15 protein-coding genes and 1 tRNA gene are annotated in these 16,172 nt (G+C 53.5%); 9 read left to right on the top strand and 7 right to left on the bottom strand.

Going from position 1 to position 16,172, the window contains the following annotated elements; translation table 11 throughout:
* Nucleotides 1–75 precede the first annotated feature (75 nt).
* Nucleotides 76–711 carry a redoxin domain-containing protein gene (locus HPY30_13790; GenBank protein QYZ66963.1) on the top strand — a complete coding sequence of 212 codons (636 nt, stop codon included), beginning with the start codon at nucleotides 76–78 and terminating at the stop codon, nucleotides 709–711.
* Here the strand turns inward: HPY30_13790 and HPY30_13785 are convergent.
* Nucleotides 689–1,348, bottom strand: coding sequence for a YceI family protein (locus tag HPY30_13785; GenBank protein QYZ66962.1), 660 nt, complete (start codon nucleotides 1,346–1,348; stop codon nucleotides 689–691). The genes HPY30_13790 and HPY30_13785 overlap by 23 nt on opposite strands.
* Nucleotides 1,349–1,710: 362 nt before the next feature.
* Here HPY30_13785 and HPY30_13780 point away from each other — a divergent pair, with 362 nt between their 5' ends.
* Together HPY30_13780 and HPY30_13775 are read left to right on the top strand one after the other, a co-directional pair.
* Nucleotides 1,711–2,820, top strand: a complete 1,110-nt coding sequence (locus HPY30_13780) for an efflux RND transporter periplasmic adaptor subunit (GenBank protein QYZ66961.1) — start codon at nucleotides 1,711–1,713, stop codon at nucleotides 2,818–2,820.
* The gene (locus HPY30_13775) at nucleotides 2,817–5,927 is read left to right on the top strand and encodes an efflux RND transporter permease subunit (protein ID QYZ66960.1); all 3,111 of its coding nucleotides are present in this window, start codon (nucleotides 2,817–2,819) and stop codon (nucleotides 5,925–5,927) included. The genes HPY30_13780 and HPY30_13775 overlap by 4 nt, the downstream gene beginning before the upstream one ends.
* A gap of 176 nt (nucleotides 5,928–6,103) precedes the next feature.
* On the opposite strand, the gene HPY30_13770 is transcribed toward HPY30_13775, so the two are convergent.
* The 3 genes from HPY30_13770 to HPY30_13760 form a co-directional block, all read right to left on the bottom strand.
* Nucleotides 6,104–6,184 (bottom strand): PEP-CTERM sorting domain-containing protein, encoded by an 81-nt coding sequence (locus tag HPY30_13770; GenBank protein ID QYZ68048.1) that lies wholly within the window; start codon nucleotides 6,182–6,184, stop codon nucleotides 6,104–6,106.
* An 80-nt stretch (nucleotides 6,185–6,264) separates the two neighbouring features.
* Nucleotides 6,265–6,588 carry a sulfur globule protein CV3 gene (locus tag HPY30_13765; GenBank protein QYZ66959.1) on the bottom strand — a complete coding sequence of 108 codons (324 nt, stop codon included), beginning with the start codon at nucleotides 6,586–6,588 and terminating at the stop codon, nucleotides 6,265–6,267.
* A gap of 129 nt (nucleotides 6,589–6,717) precedes the next feature.
* On the bottom strand, nucleotides 6,718–7,398 hold the full coding sequence (locus HPY30_13760) for a hypothetical protein (GenBank protein ID QYZ66958.1): 681 nt from the start codon (nucleotides 7,396–7,398) through the stop codon (nucleotides 6,718–6,720).
* Nucleotides 7,399–7,776: 378 nt separating this feature from the next.
* Between HPY30_13760 and HPY30_13755 the strand changes: the two genes are divergently transcribed.
* Both HPY30_13755 and HPY30_13750 read left to right on the top strand, forming a co-directional pair.
* Nucleotides 7,777–8,070, top strand: a complete 294-nt coding sequence (locus tag HPY30_13755) for a hypothetical protein (GenBank protein QYZ66957.1) — start codon at nucleotides 7,777–7,779, stop codon at nucleotides 8,068–8,070.
* 172 nt (nucleotides 8,071–8,242) lie between these two features.
* Nucleotides 8,243–8,413, top strand: coding sequence for a hypothetical protein (locus HPY30_13750; GenBank protein QYZ66956.1), 171 nt, complete (start codon nucleotides 8,243–8,245; stop codon nucleotides 8,411–8,413).
* 209 nt (nucleotides 8,414–8,622) lie between these two features.
* Here HPY30_13750 and HPY30_13745 read toward each other — a convergent pair.
* Nucleotides 8,623–8,698 (bottom strand) — tRNA-Glu (locus HPY30_13745).
* Between the two features lie 378 nt (nucleotides 8,699–9,076).
* On the opposite strand from HPY30_13745, the gene nei reads away from it, so the two are divergent.
* A complete protein-coding gene (gene nei / locus HPY30_13740; GenBank protein ID QYZ66955.1) occupies nucleotides 9,077–9,898 on the top strand; it encodes an endonuclease VIII in 822 nt (273 codons plus the stop codon).
* A 325-nt stretch (nucleotides 9,899–10,223) separates the two neighbouring features.
* Here nei and gltS read toward each other — a convergent pair whose 3' ends face one another.
* Nucleotides 10,224–11,444 carry a sodium/glutamate symporter gene (gltS, locus tag HPY30_13735; protein ID QYZ66954.1) on the bottom strand — a complete coding sequence of 407 codons (1,221 nt, stop codon included), beginning with the start codon at nucleotides 11,442–11,444 and terminating at the stop codon, nucleotides 10,224–10,226.
* A gap of 234 nt (nucleotides 11,445–11,678) precedes the next feature.
* Between gltS and HPY30_13730 the strand changes: the two genes are divergently transcribed.
* Nucleotides 11,679–12,149 (top strand): rhodanese-like domain-containing protein, encoded by a 471-nt coding sequence (locus HPY30_13730; GenBank protein QYZ66953.1) that lies wholly within the window; start codon nucleotides 11,679–11,681, stop codon nucleotides 12,147–12,149.
* Between the two features lie 38 nt (nucleotides 12,150–12,187).
* On the opposite strand, the gene HPY30_13725 is transcribed toward HPY30_13730, so the two are convergent.
* Nucleotides 12,188–14,668, bottom strand: coding sequence for an EAL domain-containing protein (locus tag HPY30_13725; GenBank protein QYZ68047.1), 2,481 nt, complete (start codon nucleotides 14,666–14,668; stop codon nucleotides 12,188–12,190).
* A 284-nt stretch (nucleotides 14,669–14,952) separates the two neighbouring features.
* Between HPY30_13725 and HPY30_13720 the strand changes: the two genes are divergently transcribed.
* A complete protein-coding gene (locus HPY30_13720; GenBank protein QYZ66952.1) occupies nucleotides 14,953–15,528 on the top strand; it encodes a cytochrome b in 576 nt (191 codons plus the stop codon).
* A complete protein-coding gene (locus HPY30_13715) occupies nucleotides 15,528–16,109 on the top strand; it encodes a YceI family protein (GenBank protein ID QYZ66951.1) in 582 nt (193 codons plus the stop codon). Before HPY30_13720 ends, HPY30_13715 begins: the two co-directional genes overlap by 1 nt.
* The last annotated feature ends 63 nt before the right edge of the window (nucleotides 16,110–16,172 follow it).

The following is a 16,172-nucleotide window of genomic DNA, read 5'->3' as shown; positions in this document are numbered from 1 at the left end:
TGGCCAATGCTACTGGATTTTACGAAAAGAGGGTTTTATTCTTCCCGTAAGCTAACCAATATCGGAAGCAGCCTTGTGTGCAAACAGATTTTCCATCTCGTGTTTATCCTCTGCCTGTTAACACAAACCGGCAATCTGTCCGCTAACTTGCCGTTGGGCGCAAAAGCACCGGACTTCCAGGGCCAGGATCTCAAGGGAAACAGGCATCTGCTGAGTGATTACGCCGGTAAAATCGTGGTTCTTGAGTGGTCCAGTCCTGAGTGCCCCTACTCCCGCCGCTATTACGATAACGGCACGCTGGATTCACTGTATGAATACGCGGCGAAAAATGGTGTCGCATGGATCAATATCGTACCCAAGTTGCAAAAGTTGACCCCGGCACAGGCCTTAGAGCATTTTGACCCAGCCAACAAAACGGTCATCCTGGATATGGGACTCGATATTTCCACCATCTATAGCGCAACAACGACACCTCAGATCTTTATCATCGACAGGCAGGGAATCCTTGCCTATTCCGGCGCAATAGATTCCAACGCCATGTTGAAAAAAACGACTGGAAAGCTGGTTCCCTATACCCGAAACGCGCTGGATGATCTGCTGGCAGGCCGGGAGGTCCGCAAAAAGATAACCCGGGCATATGGCTGCTACGTCAGGAACAAGACACAATCCGCGGGCGAACTGCCGCAGATTATTGCGCCCGATTCGCAGTAATCGAGGCCATTACCATCACCTCATCGCCCATGCGTCGTATGCCCACCCTGTCGAGGCCGTAGACAACCCCGAAATCAGAACGTTTGAAAGTACCAAACGAGGAAAAGGCGGCTACCATCCTGCCCTTACTGGTCTGCCCCGTCTTGTCATGAAACGTAACCTCCATCTCGAAGGGATGCGTCATTCCAACCAGCGTCAGGTCACCTTTAACGATGGCGGTAACCACACTGGATTTCTCTCCATAGGCATCAAACTGCTGTGCATTCGTACGTTTTATTTCGGTGCTCTTAAAACTGACCAGTGGAAATTTGGCCGCATTAAGCAACTTGGTACCCATGACGATTGTTTCAATATGATCACTTCGGTGATATTCATGATCAAAGACCGCGGAAACTGCAGTAACCGTGATATTGACACTGGAATTCTCCAGATTCTCTTCATCCAGAAAGATCTCCCCTGAGACGTTTCCAAACTCACCTTTCAGCAGATCTGGCTCGCACATCTTGGCCGCAATACGGACAAATGACTGCTCACCATCCACTGTATAACGTTCCGCCGAAAAAACTGCGGGGGAAGAGAAGAGGCCAAAAAGAACGACCAAAAGGTAACCATATAATCCAGATAGTTTAGGCATCATCCATCCTTCAGCATATTGAATCAGTATCGGATACATTACTTCCGGCAGCGTACCACAATAATTGCTGTCATTTGTGGCGTACCAAGGAACACCTCATCATTGTGCAATACACCACACAGCCCCCCCGATGCGACCCCGCTTAATATACAAGCCAGTTTCACGCATTTGACGACCTGACGCAGGCTGCGGGTGGTGACACAGGAAAAGATTGCAGGGAACAGGGGGTTATTCTGTTCAGGCTCCGGTGACTGCAAAAAACCGCTTGAGTGATGGAGGGGGTGTTACAATCCCTGCTGATTTCAGCCTTGATGTGGCTTTTGGGCTGAACTTGTTTCCATGGAATAGGACTGTAAGTAGTCAAGATGAAAATCACCCCGCTGCTGTTGAGCCTGGCTTTAAGCCCCCTGCTGCTATCCTGCGGAACAGAGACCGAACCTGTCGCGCCAGCGGAAATTCTCCGTCCTGTTCGCACCCTGGAGGTCGAACCCACCGTCACCAGGGCAACCCGTGAATTTCCCGCCGTGGTGGACGCCGCCCGCAGCGCCGATCTCAGTTTCCGCGTATCAGGCATCGTCAATGAGATGCGGCTCAAGGAGGGAGAGAAGGTCAAGAAGGGCGAGATCATCGCCAAGCTGGATCAGACCGATGCCAGAATTGAACTGAAGTCCAGCCAAGCCAGTTACGAGACCGCCAGATCCAATTTCCAGCGCGGCAAGAAACTCGTCGGCCCCGGCCATATCTCCCAATCCGATTTTGACAAGCTCAACGCACAGTACGCCACCGCAGAGGCCCAGTTGGCAGCGACAAGACAGAGCCTGAATTACACCGTACTGCACGCTTCCTTTGATGGCCGCATCGCGAGACGCTTCGTCGAAAGGCACGAGGAAGTCACCCCACAGACCCAGATCGTCACCCTGCAGGATATCTCCACACTCACCATCCAGATCAATGTGCCGGAAAGCATCATGTTACGCACCCGGAAGAAGACTCAGGTGCATTCCTACTTCGTAAAGTTCGACGCCATCGCCGAACAGCGCTTCCCGCTAAAGCTCAAAGAGGCGGCAATCAGCGCGGACGAGGAGAACCAAACCTATGAAGTGACCTTCACCATGCCCCGCGTGAAGGGCTACACCATTCTCCCCGGCATGAGCGCGGTGGTGGTCATTGAGACCGAGAGCAGCGCCGAGGATAACGGCGCCATATTCCATGTGCCCGCCTCTTCGGTGCTGGAAGATATGCAAGGGCGTTATGTGTATGTGGTGGAGGCACTGGCTGAATCCGACACCAATCCCGAGACCGACAAGAGTGGCGTCGGCGTCATCCAACGCCGTACTATCACCACCGGTGAGCTTGATGCCCGTGGCCTGCTCATCTCCTCAGGCCTGAAACGGGGCGACCACGTCCTCACCGCAGGTATGAGCCAGGCACAACCGGATATGAAAGTCCGTTGGAATCAAGAGACCAAACCTTGAACATCACCGAGTTCGCGCTGAAGAACAACCGGACGACCTTGGTCCTATTGGTGGTTCTGCTGTTGGCCGGTGTGGATGCGTTCACCAAGATGCCCCGCGCCTACGATCCGGGTTTCGTCATCCGCACCGCCCAGGTGACCACCTATTTCCCCGGCGCCAGTCCGCAGCGCGTCGAACAGCTTGTGACAGATAAGTTGGAAACGGTCATTCAGCAGATTCCGGAGCTGGATTTCGTCACCAGTGAATCCCGTGCAGGGGTCTCCATTATCTCGGTCAATATCAGAGAGAGCTACGCCGTCATGCGGCCGATCTGGGACGATCTGCGGCGCAAGATCGACAGCGCAGCGGGTGATCTGCCGGACGGCATCGTCGGCCCCATCGTCAACGATGAATTCGGCGACGTGTTCGACATCGTCATCGGCGTTACCGGGCCGGATTTCAGTTATGCCGAGTTGAATGAGTTTGCCGAGCAGAGCCGCGATGAGCTGCTGCGCCTGCCGGATGCCGCCAAGGTGCAGCTCTACGGCGCCCAGGACGAACGCATCTTCGTCGAATACAACAATGCGCGCCTGACAGAACTGGGCATCTCGCCCGCGCAACTCAGCCAGATGCTGGCCAGCCGCAACATCATCGTTGCCGGTGGCACAGTCACCCTGGGCAGGGAACGCATCGACCTGGAACCCAGCGGCAACTACGAAACCCTGGAAGAGATTCGCCATACCATCATCCAGGTACCGGGCAATCGCACCCTGATCTATCTGAAGGACGTGGCCAAGGTCTGGCGCGGTTATATCGATCCGCCAGCCACCAAGGTCCACGCCGACGGCATACCTGCCCTTGCCCTGGGTATCTCCATGCGCGAAGGCGGCAACAACATCATGCTCGGCAAACAGGTGTCGGAAGTCCTGGCGGACCTGCAGGGAGCTTACCCACTGGGCCTCAATCTGGACATCGTGCATTTCACGCCCAAAGAGGTGCAGGACAAGGTCAGCAGCTTCATCTCCAACCTGATGCAGGCCATCGCCGTGGTGGCGGCGGTGATGATCGTCTCCTTGGGGCTGCGCAGCGGCATGATCGTCGCGGCCCTGATTCCCGCCAGTATGATCATCACCATGCTGATCATGTCCTTCTTCGACATCGGGCTGGATCAGATCTCGCTGGCCGCCCTGATCATCGCCTTGGGCATGCTCGTGGACAACGGCATTGTCATGTCAGAAAGTATCATGACACGCATGGCCAACGGCATGGAGAGAGTGCAATCAGCCATCGAATCCGCCGCCGAGCTGCGCATTCCGTTGCTCACATCCTCCCTGACCACCTCCGCTGCCTTTCTGCCCATATTCCTGGCCGAATCCACCACAGGTGAATTCACCGCCTCTCTGTTCAAGGTCGTCACCATCACCCTGCTCTGTTCCTGGATCCTGTCACTTACGGTCATCCCTATGCTGGCTGTGACATTCCTCAAAGTGGATCAGCAGCAGGAGAGCTTGGACAGCGCCTTCTACCGGGGTTACAGGGGCATGCTGAAACTACTGCTTAGGTTCAGATTTTCCACCCTGTTGATCATCGCCCTGGTGTTCGCCAGCGCTCTCTACAGCTTCCGCTTCATTCCCAACATTTTCTTCCCACCCTCGGACCGAACCTATTTCAAACTTGAACTGGAACTGCCCCTGGGCACCTCCATTGAAACGACCGAGTCGGTGGTGAAACAGATCGAGGGCTTTATTGAGGATGGACTGAAACCCGAACAACGGGCTTCTGATGAATTGGCGAAGGAAGCTGAAGGCGTCACCCGAACCGTGAGTTACATCGGCTTTGGCGGGATGCGCTTCGTACTCACCCATTCGCCTCACTCGGTCAGTTCAAACTACGCCCTGATCATCGTGCATGTCACCTCAGCAGAGGCCATCACCGGGTTGATGGAAAAGCTCAACCACTACACCTTCGAACATTTCCCCGACCTGCGTGCAACCATGCGCCGTTTTGAAAACGGCGCGGCCATCGCCAACCCGGTGGAGGTCCGCCTCTCCGGCCGTGACACGGACGAACTCTTCTCTCTGGTCGCCCAGGTCAAGCAGAAAATGAAGGAGATCCCCGGGCTGAGGACCATCAACGACGATTGGGGTCAGCGAATCAAGAAACTGGCGGTTAAGATCGACCAGTCGCGAGCCCTGCGCTCCGGTGTCTCCAGCGAGGACATCGCCGTCTCCCTGCAGGCGGGCTTGAGCGGCATGGAACTCACCCAGTTCCGCGAGGACGATGAAGTGATTCCTGTCATGCTACGTTCCTCCACCGCCGACCGACAGGACATAGGCAAGCTCGAAGCCCTGTCGGTCTATTCACAGGCCAGCGGCAACGCCGTCCCACTCAAGCAGGTAGCGGACATGGATGTGCTGTGGGATGCCGCAAAAATCCTGCGCCGGGATCGAATGAAAACCGTTTCCGTCGGCGCACAGTTAGAGGAAGGCAGCACCGCGGCCGTAGCCTTCGCCACACTTAGACCCTGGCTGACGGCCCAACAAGCCGACTGGCCACCGGGCTATCGCTACGAACTCGGCGGCGAAGCCGAATCCTCCAGCGCCGCCACTCAGTCCATCGCCGAAAAACTGCCCATCGCCGGCTTCATCATCATCATGCTGCTGGTGGCCCAGTTCAACTCCCTGCGCAAGTCACTCATCGTGATCCTCACCATCCCCCTGGGACTTATCGGTGTGATCTACGGACTCATCCTCGCCGACTCTTTCTTCGGCTTCATGACCCTGCTGGGTGTGATCTCCCTGGCCGGCATCGTCATCAACAACGCCATCGTCCTTCTTGAACGCATCCAGCTTGAACTGGAGGTCAACGGACTGCCACCGCAACAAGCCATCATCGAAGCCGCCCAGCGCCGCCTGCGTCCCATCCTGCTCACCACAGCCACCACCGTACTGGGACTGATCCCTCTCTACCTGGGAGGAGGAGAAATGTGGGAGCCGATGGCGGTCGCCATCATTGCCGGGATTTTGCTCTCCACTGTTTTGACGTTGGGGATCATACCCGTGATTTATGCTGTGTTTTACAGGGTCAAGAGTCCTCAGCCTGCGGAGGTCTCCACCCAGCCCGGGTGATCAGTACCGACAAACGGCATCTGCGTCGCCGTACGAAAGTAGTGTTTCAGCCCAGTCGCAACGGCCTGAATGCCCACGCACTATCGAGGAAACTGTACTTGCCGGGATGACGATATGGCAAATTCTGCTGGAAGAAAAAGGGTGGCCAAAGCTCCCCTATCCATAAAGATGTGACGTTACACTTGTCTGCGACGACGGGCTGCTCCTACCCCCAATAGTCCCGCTGCAAGCAACACGAGGCTGGCTGATTCCGGCACGGGCGTCTATCAGATAAAAAAACGGGGCGTTTTTCGCCCCGTTTTTTTATCGCCGGTTTAACTGACTCAGCAGTTCAGCGCTATTGTGGCAGTGGGGGAGGCGCCGGCTGGTTATTCTGCTGCTGATAACCGGGAGCTCCATAGCCATAACCAGGATAACCATAGGGACCACCATAGCCACCATAAGGTCCTCCATAGCCACCGTAAGGTCCTCCATAACCATAGCGACCGCGGTCATAGTAATAGTCATCATCATAATACCGGTCTCTATTATTATTATTCATCCATTTTGATGGATTCATCATGTTGCCCATATTGAACGCATATGCGCTGGGAACAATTGCCAAACTGCTACCACCAATGGCAAGCATGGCACTATAGATGATCAGTTTTTGTTTACTCACGATTTGGGCACCTCTGTAATTAAAGTCCTGCAAACTCTTGTAACGAGTCCATTGGTTTAACAAGGAAAAGACTCACTTCAGGTTTTGTAACACTGGCGACCCCAACAGGTCAATGCTGGGTAGGCGGTCTTACTCATCATAGCAATAGATATGGGATGATGTACCCGCTGTACTGACATAGGTCACCAGACAGGCCTTTTTACTTTGAGTATCGAGAACCTTTCGTACCACCAGATCACCCTCTTTCAAATAACTGGACTGATAGAGACCTCCCTTGCTGCCGGCCGGGGAATCATAGCAGACGAGAGAAGGAGAAGTTCCCTTGGTGGTGATATAGGCTACCAGGCAGGTTTTCATGTTGCCGGCATCGATGATCCGACGCACATCGAGATCGCCTTCCCGCAGATGGCCGGATTCAACCATATGATCCTTGAACTCTTGCTTGTTGGGGTAGCAGTCCACTGCCGGAGAGGTGCCCGGTGTACTCACATAGGCGGTCAGACAGAACATGCCGTTCTTGGTATCTTCCAGTTTACGCACGACCAGGTCATCTGCCTTGATATGCCCCACCTGATTCAAGTTGGCGCCAAATCCCGACACGGCATCATAACAGTGTGTGATCGGACTGGTGCCACTGGTGCGAATGTAGAAGGTCAGGCAGGTCTTCTTGCTTGTCAGATCGGTGATATTGCGAACAATCAGATCGCTCTCCCGCATCTGTCCTGTCTGCACCACCAAAGAGGGTTCAAACTTCCCGGCGTGGGCGAAAAATGAAAGGCCGAATGCCATTAGGGCGAGCAATATCTTCATATCGGTTTCTCCAACCTGTGTAATTGAGCCTGGATAAATATCTGATTGAGCCATTAAACCTGCCAAGGGTGGGATCAGAAATGCGTGATCATCCCCATTACTCAAACCCTGGACAGAATGTTTTCAACTATAGATTATTCCGCAGATGTATGGCGTATTACAATGGCTTATTTCAACCGCCACGCCTCCAAGGAAAACACATGCCCTGACGGCATCTAATCAGGTTTCATTAAACGAATCTTCGGCTATCATTAAAGGCTCAATCATCTAAAATTGGTACATCGTCTGCATTAGGGCCTGTTAACACTTTGCGGATGCCCATCGACGGAGCCCTAGTAACATGCGAAAAGAGAAATTGAGTCGAGGAGAACTACCAGAATGAAAAAGATGCGCGTGCTAACTTCGGCATTGGTGGCTTTGGTCGGTGTTTTATCAACCCAGCAGTCCCATGCGTTTTTTGGTTTTTTTGATGATGACGATGATTATTATCCACGCCACTGGCGTCGCGGCGGTCCCTATGGTTGGAATGGCCCTTATGGCAGGAGAGGCCCTTACGGTTGGGGAAGCCCTTACGGCTGGGGCAACCCCTATGGCTGGGGATATCCCGGCCATTATTACCCTCAGACCAACAATACCCAGAAGCCACCCCCCCCTCTGCCCCGTCCTGAATAGGGGTAACGAAAGAAAAGGGGACAGACCCGTCTAGCAGTGGGGATGCCGGTTAGCCGGCGTCCCCTGCACAGACCCGGACGTGCGGTTCTCTCGCATCCGGTTCCTCAGTCATACCCACTTTCGCGCAAGACAATACCATCATGCGAACACCCTTCGGGGTGACCCCACCATAATGCATGGTTTCCTGAACAGGCAACGGTCCACCGCTCGCCAGAATCAAGTCACTTTAGTTGGATTTGGAATTTTCTCAGTCAAAGAACGGACCGCACGATCGGGAAGGAACCCGATAACTGGAGAAACGATATACATCAAGCGTTCTATGATTTCGGCCTTCAAAACCTGAAGAGCATTAATAAAGGGCTGTTAACTTCGGTTGGCGGCGATAAGATTAATTTCCAGACTAAAGGAAAGCCTCCACTAGAATCGCTTCACGACAGTCTTTTTCACGAGCTACACCAGCCATTTCGCTCGTACCCACCCTTTGTGCCCAAAGTCAGGAGAAATAGCTAGTGAGTCAATAAGTTAGCGGTAGAACAACCACTTACAAGAAGATGGCGTCCCCAAGGGGAGTCGAACCCCTGTTACCGGCGTGAAAGGCCAGTGTCCTAGGCCTCTAGACGATGGGGACAGATCCTTTCCGATGGGCCAAAGTCGGCGACCTCCAGATAGGACAGGCGCGAAATTTACGGGAGTTTGCGCACGGTGTCAAGACCGGCCCCGCCCTTCACGTGGAAAAAGCAGTCAATCAAAATGCACGTAGGAGCGGTGCCTCGCCGCTTCCCGATCATTGCGGCTGTAGCTGAGGAAGATCTGTTCGATTTGCCGGACGTCCGCCATCTGTCTTTCCAGACTGTTACTTTTTATTCCTAGGCGTTCAAGGATAACCGACAGGGGGTGATTCCTCCACTGACTGAAGGGGCATGCCGGTTCCGCTACGCTTGATAGGGCCTACGTCTGCCGGATCCGGGGTAGAATATCCTGCTCCGCCAAACGACAGACTCAAGCTATGCCAGAAGGCCCGGAAATTCGACGTGCAGCCGACAGGATCGCGGCTATCCTGCAAGACCAGGTCATTGAAAGGATCTGGTTTGGCCTGCCTGAGCTGAAGCCCTTTGAGGATAAACTCTCAGGCGCCCGACTGATCGAGGTGGAGACCCGAGGCAAGGCGCTGCTCAACCATTTCGACAACGGCCTTTCGATCTACAGCCACAATCAGCTCTATGGCCGTTGGTACTGTCTCGACAAAGGGGAGATGCCGGATACCTCTCGCCAGTTGCGGCTAAGGCTGGAAACGGCGTCGAAGGCAGCACTGCTTTTCAGTGCTTCGGACATTGCGGTTCTGACGCAAGCAGGGCAGGAAAGCCATCCGCTGTTGAGTCGATTGGGACCCGATATTTTGAGCGACTCTCTTGATGCTGAAACCATCGCGAAACGGCTTCTTGGCAAACGATTTCGCAACCGACAATTGGCAACGCTGCTGACAGACCAGTCATTTCTGGCGGGACTGGGCAACTATCTCCGTTGCGAGATTCTGTTTACCGCCTCGCTGCATCCGGGCATTAAACCCAACCAGTGTACGGACAGGCAACTGGAAGTCATTGCAGCTGCCATAGTGGAACTGCCCAGGCAATCCTATGAGACCGGCGGCATCACCAATCAACTGTCACTGGCAAAACAACTCATCTCAGACGGGAGCAGTTTTGAGGCTGCGCGGTTCAAGATATATCGCCGGGAAGGTCTGCGCTGCTACCGATGCGGCGAAAAAATCATCAAGATCGTTTCAGGCAGCCAGGGCTGTTATCTCTGTCCCGAGTGTCAGCAAGTCTAAGGATGCCCTGATAAATTGCGTCAATGTCATCTCGACCTTAGGGAGAGGTCTCAAACTACAACGCCCATAGCCAGATTTCGAGGTATGAGATTTCTCACTGCGTTCGAAATGACAATTAATCAGAGCTTCCCTAAAAACAGAACGTGTCTATTCAACACTGAAGTAACCTGTAAGATGTGGTGAGTGAAACGAACCGCATCAATCGCGACAGATGCGCATCGCTACGCTCAGCACATCCTACGTCTTGGATTATTCGCTGTTATGGCGCCGATCAGGCAGTGAACTGAATAGTTACAATAATCCCTGCTTGCTGATTTCCAGATATTCAACCCAACCAATTCGTGATGACGTTGATATAAAATTTGATGACCAGCGCGTTGAGCAGGTCGATAAAGAAGGCACCCACCAACGGTATCACCAACAGCGCCTTTGCAGAGTGGCCGAACCGTGCCGTCACCGCGCTCATATTGGCAATCGCCACCGGCGTAGCACCCAAGCCCAGACCGACGAATCCGGCCGCCATCACTGCTGCATCATAGTCCTTCCCCATCACCCGAAACACAATCAGTGTGGTGAACAGGGTGATCACCAGCATCTGCAGGATCATGATGAAAAATATCGTACCTGCAGCGCCTGCCAGGCTCCAAAGTTGCATGCTCATCAGGCTCATAGCGAGAAACAGGGCAAGACTCACCTCGCCAAATTTGTTGATGGTATGCAGATTGATACGGAGGCGGATGAGATCCGCAAGATTTGTGAGCAGGATACCGACAAACATGGAGGTGAGGAAACCGGGCAACAACACCCCCTTTTCGAATAACAACCGGTTCACCAGGTCGCCGCTCTCCACACAGATCGCGAGCAGCAAAATGGCGCCGAGCAGATTGGAGAGAGAGGCGGAGTTGCCCGTCGCAACAGGTTTACCGTCCGAACTGCCCTCAACGGCTGCTGCTCCCCCTTTCAGCTTGTATCGGTTAATCAACCCCCTGGCCACGGGTCCGCCAAGCAAACCTCCCCCGATGAGTCCAAAGGTGGCAAAGGCAATACCTGCCACGCTGGCTTTATCCAGGCCTGCCGCTTCCGCCTCTGCGCCCCAGGCAATGGCAGTACCGTGGCCACCGGCAAAAGAGACACTCCCGGCAAAAAGGCCATAACCGGGATGCCCTCCCGCAAGCGTAACCAGGCCGACACCTGTCGCATTCTGAATCACAAGAAAAAGCCCGGCCACAACCACCATCACCGCCAGTGCCTTGCCCCCGGCAGCCAGCGTACTCAACTTGGCGGAAAGCCCGATGGTGCTGAAAAAGACCAGCAACAGAACATCCCTGATCTGCATATCAAAGCTGATTTCGACGCCCTGGTAGACATAGATCAACGCAATGATTCCGCTACAGATCAACCCTCCGGTCACAGCAGGCGGAATATAGTAGTCGCGCAACATACGGATCTTGCGGGTCAGATAGATTCCCAGATACTGCACCAAAATACTGATCATCAGCACATCGATTGGTTTCACCTGGATCTGTGTAATCTGCTCTGCAGGCATAAAGAACTCCATTCAATGAATAAACTGACTATGCACAATAATTCTGATGAGGTCGAGATACCTGACCATATTCCTGTAGGAGCCGCGCCTTCGCAGCGAGGCACCGCTCCTGCATTATGTTTAGAGCACCCACGGCTCACAATGGAGATTGCGCTTTGTCATGGATTGAGACAAGAGCCCTGAGAACAATATTCAATATCCTCTAAATAAAGTTTGGCAAGAGAAGCTGATTCCATGCGCAAGACATTCAACGACCTGATAGCGGAACAGTCCAAATCAGTGGATGAGATACTCCCCTGGGACCTGGCTGAAGAGCTTTCAGCCAGAGACGATCTGCTGCTGCTTGATATCCGCTGCCCCTATGAATTTGATGGTGGCCACATTCAGGACTCCCTGATCGTGCCACGGGGCATCCTGGAAACGGCGTGTGACTATGGGTATGACGAGACGGTGCCGGCACTGGTAACCGCACGGGACAAACGCGTAGTGGTGATTTGCCGCTCAGGTAACCGGAGCATTCTGGCCGCCTACACCCTTAAACAGATGGGGTTTGATGAGGTTGTTTCACTGAAGACCGGTTTGCGGGGTTGGAACGACTATGATCAGCCACTGGTCAACAATGCAGGGAATCCGGTCGACCCGGACGCTGCAGATGCCTTTTTCTCGCCCGCCATCACACCCGAGCAACTCGGTTCTGCACACTGAGCGCCAGTTGATAACTTCCCACACCATGCAGAAGCAGATCAAGTAGCCAACAGACTTCCGTGTCGCCCAGCAGAGAGACAGGCGACAACCTGACCGGAATCGGCAGGCACCCCCACAAGATAGCCTTGAATGTAATCGCATCCCTGCGCGCGCACAAAGGCCAACTGCTGTTCGGTCTCAACACCTTCTGCCACTACCTGCATACCAAACGCATGGGCCAGTTGGATAATCGCCCGTACAAGATTCGCATCATTGGCATCGGAATGCACATTGCTGATAAAGTCGCGATCGATCTTCACCAGGTCGAATGGAAACTGCCGCAGGTGGCTCAATGAAGCCTGACCGACGCCAAAATCATCCAAGGCGATCTTTGCACCAAGATTCTTCACTTGCTGTAGAAACTCATTCGCCTCGGCAAGCTCACGGGTCAGGGTATCCTCCGTGATCTCAAGTACCAGGCTTCCGAGCGGAAATTCTCTTGCCACCAGCCGTTTTAACAGTCCGCGACAAAATGCCGGATCATTCATCAGACGTGCCGACAGATTGACCGACACCGCAACATCCCTGCCAAGTTTCTTGCTGAGCTTCTCCCGATGGTTGGAGGCCTGATCCAGCAGCGTATCGATAATCGACGTAATCAGACCGGTATCATCCAGTACATCCAGAAAGACCTCCGGCGCCAACAAGCCTTTTTCCGGATGCTGCCACCGCATCAAAGCCTCACAGCAATAAAGCTCACCGTTCCAGAGACTGACCACCGGTTGAAAGTGGAATAGGAACTCTCCGCTCTCTACCGCGGAGCGAATTTCATTTTCAAGCTGCAGGCTCTCCGCCACAACATAGGTCATCTCATCAGTAAAAAAACGATAGGCCGCCCTTCCCTGTTGTTTCGCTGAATACATCGCTGTATCCGCATCACGAATCAGGTTGTCGGCCACAACATCGTCCAGAGGAGCCATCGCTATTCCCACAGAGACGGTGATTCTCAGCTCATGCTCGGCAATCCCGATCGGTTGTTCCAGTGCCTCTAACATCTTCTCCGCCAGAGGAATCATATCATCACGTTGGTTGATGCCTTCCACCAGCACGGCGAACTCGTCACCACTGAGCCTGGCGACCGTATCTGACTCCCGAATCAGCGCTCGCAGACGTTCTGCCACAATCTTCAGCAACTCATCTCCAACCAGGTGACCGAGGCTGTCATTGACCTGTTTAAAGCGATCCAGATCCAAAAACATCAGACCGATCAAGCGACCTTCCCGTGCCGCAATCTTCAGTGCATGCTCCAGCCGATCACGAAACAGTACCCGGTTCGGCAACCTCGTCAGTGCATCATGATGGGCCATATGATCCAGATGCTGTTGCCGCATATGCACCTGTTTGCGCATCTCATTAAAGGCTTCGACCAGGCTCGCCGTCTCCTGCAGGGAGGCAGGCGGAGGGGTGATATCCAACACCCCCTGGGCTTCCTGTTTCAGTGCCATTGCCGTCTCTGCAATCGGTCTGAGGAGTGTGCGATTGAGAAAAATATAGGCAAAGGTAATCAGCAAAATACCGAAGAACGCTATGCCGAGTATAGAAAAAGAGAGAGTGCGCGCAGTCTTGGTCAATAGAGTAATATCCTGGGCGGACTGTTTGTCCAGTTCCAGGTCCAGAGCAGAGAGCTGCTGCCTCATTTGCTCAAGCAGGGGATCAATCGACTCAGTCAGAATCACCAGGTCTACACGCCATCCCGGATTGTCCAATAATGCGATGAGCTGTTTGGATGCGCTTATCCAGTCCCGGTGATGTCTATCGAGCACATCCAATGCTTCTGGACCAATGAAACCCAGGCGATCCGAATCCACCATTGCTCTCAGGATCTGTATGTAACCCGGCACTTCCTCAGAATAGTAACCAATATTGACCATCCGTGATCGCATCCCGGCACTCGCTTCATTGGAAAAAACGCCAAAACGGTTGGCCACCAACAGACGCAGTTCGGAGACCATGTTGTTCCAGGCATGGCGCAATGAAGATATTGCGTTGATCGCTTCGAGCTGCTCTTCCGGTTCCAGCGCCTCGCGGACCTCGGCGAGTATGGTATCCAACTCACTCAGCACAGCCTGGTTGTGCGGCAGCATCTGCTCACGCATCAGCCGCATGGCGGGAAACCAGCGTTCCATGTCTGTTCGCACTTCCACCAATTCAATGGTCGCTGCATGTAATCGTTGTGCATCCAGATGAAGTTCTCGAACAACCGCCGCGGTAGCACCATTGGTCGTATGCGGCAGTGATTTCTCCAACTGGAGTAGCGCAACGTTGAGCCAGCTGAACTCTTTATTGATGTCCTCAATCTCGGACTCACGTGGCTCCGTAATAATCCGGGATAACCCGTTATCGATATGATTAAGCAGCTCTTGCGTGTCGGCCACAGCCCCCGCAATCATAGCCCGTTGCTCAATATTGGCGACCTGGATACGGCTGGTACGGTTCACGTACTCCCAACCGATATAAGCCACCGTGATCAGCCCGATCATGGCCATCAAAGCAAAATAGGCGTACCTGCCCCTATAGGAGCCAAATCCCGGCAAACGAAATAGAATCCCTTTCAGCAACACTTCAGACTGTCTCTCCAATCATCCGGACTATAACCCTTCCATGGGGATCATACTCCTCATCACTGACCAGAGTCAGTGCGCTCAAGCCCGCTTTGTCCAACGCACATCTCCCCTGCCGAGTCTCTGTTCTAACCCTGCCATCCGGGAACAATAACTGAACCGATCTGTCCAATCGAAAAATAACTTCATCGAAACAGCCTGCCATGCTCATTCGAGACACGACGCTGCACTTCGGCATTATAAGCATTCTGCTGCACTGGAGCATGACCTTGCTCATCATCGGGTTGTTTGCACTCGGCTACTATATGGTCGGTCTCGACTACTACCATCCCTGGTACCATGCCGCACCCTGGTGGCATAAGAGTTTTGGGCTGGTTCTACTGGGATTGCTATTCGTGCGCAGCCTGTGGCGCGCAAACAATCTCAAACCCGCTCCACTGCCCAACCACTCATCCTGGGAGCGTTCCCTTGCTTCCCTGACCCACTATTTACTCTATGTTCTGCTCTATAGTCTCTGTATCAGCGGCTATCTTATCGCCACTGCCAAGGGGAGTGGAGTTGAGCTGTTCAGTCTGTTCGAAGTACCGGCACTGTTCCCTGAGATGGACGACCAAAAGGATTTCGCCGGTAAGCTGCACAAGTATTTTGCTTACACCCTGGCTGCATTCGTTGCCTTGCATACTGCCGGTGCGTTGAAACACCACCTCTTCGATAGAGACGAAACCCTCATACGAATAATCAAAACACAACCCGACAACAACCACCGGAGGAAACCCTGATGAAAAGCTCATGCACAATATTGTTTCTGTTGCTATCAACCCTGCTGCCCCTGTCAGGCAGTTTATACGCCGCAGACTATGTCATCGACACCAAGGGATCCCATGCCTCGATACAGTTCAAGATCCCGCATCTCGGCTATAGCCTGCTGCTTGGCCGCTTTGATAATTTCAGTGGAAAATTCAGCTATGACGAGAAGAATCCGTCAAACGCCGGTGCCGAGGTAATTATCAATACGGCCAGTGTCGACTCTAACCATGCAGAACGGGACAAACATCTGCGAAGCGAGGATTTTCTCTTTGTCAAACGCTACCCGGAAGCCCACTTCGTGAGCACCGGTTACCATTCAAATGGCGACAACACGGGTATCCTGAAAGGCAACCTGACCCTGCGTGGCGTGACAAAACCAATCAGCATCGATGTTAGACAAATCGGCGCAGGCAAGGATCCCTGGGGCGGTTTCCGGCGTGGTTTCGAAGGGCACACGAAGTTGAAACTTTCTGACTACAACATCGACTTCAACATTGGTCCGGCCTCCAAAGAGGTCGAGTTGGGTCTCTATGTAGAGGGTATCAGACAATAGTCAAACGGTCGGAGCCGATTCCTGTTCTGACCAGAGAGTAAAACCGGCGATGACAATATTTCC

The organism is Gammaproteobacteria bacterium (ex Lamellibrachia satsuma), from assembly GCA_019623805.1.
Taxonomy (GTDB): domain Bacteria; phylum Pseudomonadota; class Gammaproteobacteria; order Chromatiales; family Chromatiaceae; genus QGON01.
Note: the sequence above shows the minus strand (reverse complement) of the source record. Positions and strands in the feature narration are given on the sequence as shown.

Excerpts from the sequence above, each read along its gene's own strand:
- HPY30_13785 (QYZ66962.1), bottom strand. The coding sequence starts at position 1,348 with ATGATGCCTAAACTATCTGGATTATATGGTTACCTTTTGGTCGTTCTT.
- HPY30_13780 (QYZ66961.1), top strand. The coding sequence starts at position 1,711 with ATGAAAATCACCCCGCTGCTGTTGAGCCTGGCTTTAAGCCCCCTGCTG.
- HPY30_13760 (QYZ66958.1), bottom strand. The coding sequence starts at position 7,398 with ATGAAGATATTGCTCGCCCTAATGGCATTCGGCCTTTCATTTTTCGCC.
- HPY30_13755 (QYZ66957.1), top strand. The coding sequence starts at position 7,777 with ATGAAAAAGATGCGCGTGCTAACTTCGGCATTGGTGGCTTTGGTCGGT.
- HPY30_13750 (QYZ66956.1), top strand. The coding sequence starts at position 8,243 with ATGCATGGTTTCCTGAACAGGCAACGGTCCACCGCTCGCCAGAATCAA.
- nei (QYZ66955.1), top strand. The coding sequence starts at position 9,077 with ATGCCAGAAGGCCCGGAAATTCGACGTGCAGCCGACAGGATCGCGGCT.
- gltS (QYZ66954.1), bottom strand. The coding sequence starts at position 11,444 with ATGCCTGCAGAGCAGATTACACAGATCCAGGTGAAACCAATCGATGTG.
- HPY30_13730 (QYZ66953.1), top strand. The coding sequence starts at position 11,679 with ATGCGCAAGACATTCAACGACCTGATAGCGGAACAGTCCAAATCAGTG.
- HPY30_13725 (QYZ68047.1), bottom strand. The coding sequence starts at position 14,668 with ATGATCGGGCTGATCACGGTGGCTTATATCGGTTGGGAGTACGTGAAC.
- HPY30_13720 (QYZ66952.1), top strand. The coding sequence starts at position 14,953 with ATGCTCATTCGAGACACGACGCTGCACTTCGGCATTATAAGCATTCTG.
- HPY30_13715 (QYZ66951.1), top strand. The coding sequence starts at position 15,528 with ATGAAAAGCTCATGCACAATATTGTTTCTGTTGCTATCAACCCTGCTG.